This window comes from Blastomonas sp. UPD001 (genome assembly GCF_003426715.1).
In the GTDB taxonomy this organism is placed as follows: domain Bacteria; phylum Pseudomonadota; class Alphaproteobacteria; order Sphingomonadales; family Sphingomonadaceae; genus Blastomonas.
In genome coordinates, this window is the sequence record NZ_QKVT01000001.1 from 3,425,026 (window position 1) to 3,427,926 (window position 2,901).

The 2,901-nt window shown below is 68.8% G+C and carries 2 pseudogenes; both read left to right on the forward strand.

The features are described 5' to 3' along the window. Positions 1 to 332, forward strand: a pseudogene (locus tag DM995_RS17400) (ATP-binding cassette domain-containing protein); the annotation flags it as partial. Between the two features lie 112 nt (positions 333 to 444). Next, a pseudogene (locus DM995_RS17405) lies at positions 445 to 2,901 on the forward strand (ABC transporter permease); the annotation flags it as partial.

Consider the following 2,901-nt stretch of genomic DNA (forward strand, 5'->3'; position numbering starts at 1 on the left):
GCACCGCGCAGCGTGAGCTCGAAGCCGTCGGGCTCGGTCACCGCGTCACGCATTATCCCAGCCAGCTTTCGGGCGGCGAGCAGCAGCGCGTCGCGATCGCGCGCGCCATGGCGCCGGGTCCGGAGATCATCTTCGCCGACGAGCCGACGGGGAACCTCGACGGCGCGACCGGGGAGGCGATCATCGACCTGCTGTTCAGCCGCCAGCGTGCGAGCGGGGCGACGCTGCTGATCATCACGCACGATCCCTCGCTCGCGACGCATTGCGACCGCGTGATCGAGATGCGCGACGGAGTGATCGTCGCCGATCGGTCGGGGGGCGCGGTACAATGATTGTGGCATGCGTTTCATCGTCATTCCCGCAAAAGCGGGAATCCCGCTTTTGCGCGACGGTAAAGCGGGATTCCCGCTTTTGCGGGAATGACGGGAATGCTGGAGCTTGCGCATGACCTGGGCGCAGATCTGGCGCATTGCGCGGCGTGACCTGTCCGGGCGCTTCCGTGGCCTTCGCCTGCTCATCATCTGCTTGTTCCTGGGCGTGGCGACCCTGGCGACGATCGGCAGCCTCACCGCGTCGATCACCGGCGAGCTGTCGCAGCGCGGCCAGGTGATCCTCGGCGGCGATTTCGAGGTGACGATGTCGCAGCGCCTCGCGAGCGAGGCCGAACTCGCCGCGTTCGAGCGCGAGGGTGTGCTGTCCGAAACCGTGCGCATGCAAGCGATGGCGCAGCGCACCGCGCCGCGCGCGAGCGGCACCGGCCCCGATGCGATCCTCGCCGAGCTGAAGGGCGTCGATTACGATTACCCGCTCTATGGCACGCTGACGCTGCAATCGGGCAAATACGCGCCGCTCGATCCCGCCAGCACGGTGATCGGGGCGGGGCTGGCCGACCGGCTCGACCTGAAGACCGGCGACCGCATCCGCTTCGGCGAGGCCGAGTTCACGATCAGCGGCATCATCCTCGACGAACCCGACCGGCTGGGCGAGGGCTTCACGCTCGGCCCGGTCGCGCTCGTCTCCGATCTCGGCATCCAGCGCACCGGGCTGATCCAGCCGGGCAGTATGTACGAGGCGAAATATCGCGTGAAGGTCGGCCCGCTGGCAGACCCGGCGCAATCGATCGAGCGGCTGAAGGCAGAGTTTCCCGAAGCCGGGCTCGAGCTGCGCGACCGCGATCGCGGCGCGCCGGGCACCGCGCGCTTCATCGAGCGCATGGGCCAGTTCCTGTCGCTGGTGGGGCTGGCCGCGCTGGTGATCGCCGGGATCGGCGTCGGCAACGGCGTCGCCTCGTATCTCGCCACCAAGCGCCAGGGCATCGCAACGCTCAAGATCCTCGGCGCGGGCTCTGGCGATATCCTGCGCATCTATCTGGTGCAGATCCTCGCGGTGTCGGCACTGGCGATCCTGGGGGGGCTGATCGCGGGCGCGCTGATCCCGCCGGCGATCATCGCGGCGGCGGGCGATGTGCTGCCGGTGAAGCCGGGCTTTGCGATTCATCCGCTGCCGCTGGCGGTGAGCGCCGCCTATGGTCTGCTGATCGCGTTCATCTTCGCGCTGCCGCCGCGATGAACCAGGCGGAGAATATCGCCGCGGGGCTGTTCCGGTCGCTGGTCGAGGGCAACCGCTGGCCCGATCGCGCGACGATGATCGCGGTGGGCATCGGCATCGCCGCCATCGTCACGCTGGCGCTGGTCACCGCGCGCGAGGCGATATTCTCCGCCTGGTTCATCGCGGCGGCGACGGGCGTGTTGCTGATGCTCGCAGGAATCGGCTGGGCGATCCGCTGGACCGCCTCGCGCCTGCCGCGCCCCAAGGCCCCGTTGCTCCGGCTGGCGCTCGCCAATCTGCACCGGCCGGGTGCGCAGACCGGCCAGCTGGTGGTGGCGCTGGGACTGGGGCTCACCCTGTTCGTCATCCTGGCGGGCATCCAGACCAGCCTCACCAACGAGATCACCCGCACCGTGCCCAAGGAAGCGCCCAACCTGTTCGTGCTCGATGTGCCGGTGGCGCGGGGCGACGAGTTCCGCCGGATCGTCGAACAGGCGGCGCCCGGCGCGGCGGTCAACACCGTGCCTTCGCTGCGCGGAACGGTGACCGGCTACAAGAACATCCGCGTCGCGGACCTGAAGGACATTCCCGAAAACGCCTGGGTGCTGCGCGGCGAGCGCGGGCTCACCTATGCCGAGACGCTGCCGGAAGGGAGCGAGCTGATCGACGGACAATGGTGGCCGAAGGGCTATGACGGCCCGCCGCTGGTCTCGATCGACCGCGAGATGGCCAACGTCCTCGACCTCAAGGTCGGCGACAGCCTCACCGTCAGCCTGCTGGGCCGCGAGTTCACCGCCAGGATCGCCTCGCTGCGCCAGATCAACTGGGACACGATGGGCTTCAACTATGTGATGGTGTTCAGCCCCAACACATTGCGCGATGCGCCGCATAACCTCGCCGCGACGGTCTCGCTCAAGGGCATGGCGGACGCGGACGTGAAGGAACGCGCGGTGAGCAAGGCGGTGCTAGCCGGGTTCGCGTCGAGCTCGGTGATCGAGGTGCGCGACGTGATCGGCCAGGTGACCACCATCCTGACCCAGATCGCGACCGCCATCGCAGCGGCGGGGTCGATCGCGATCCTCTCGGGCATCGCGGTGCTGATCGGCGCGATCGCGGCGAGCCGTCAGGCGCGCATCTATGACAGCGTGATCCTGAAGACGCTGGGCGCGACGCGGCGGCAGATCCTGTCGGCGCAGGCGCTCGAATACGGCCTGCTCGCCGCGCTGCTGGCGCTGGTCGCGCTGGCGCTGGGGCTGACCGCGGCCTGGTATGTCATCACCCAGATCTTCAGCTTCAGCTGGGCACCCGACTGGCCGGTGGTGATGCTGACGCTGGCGGGCGGGGCGCTGCTGA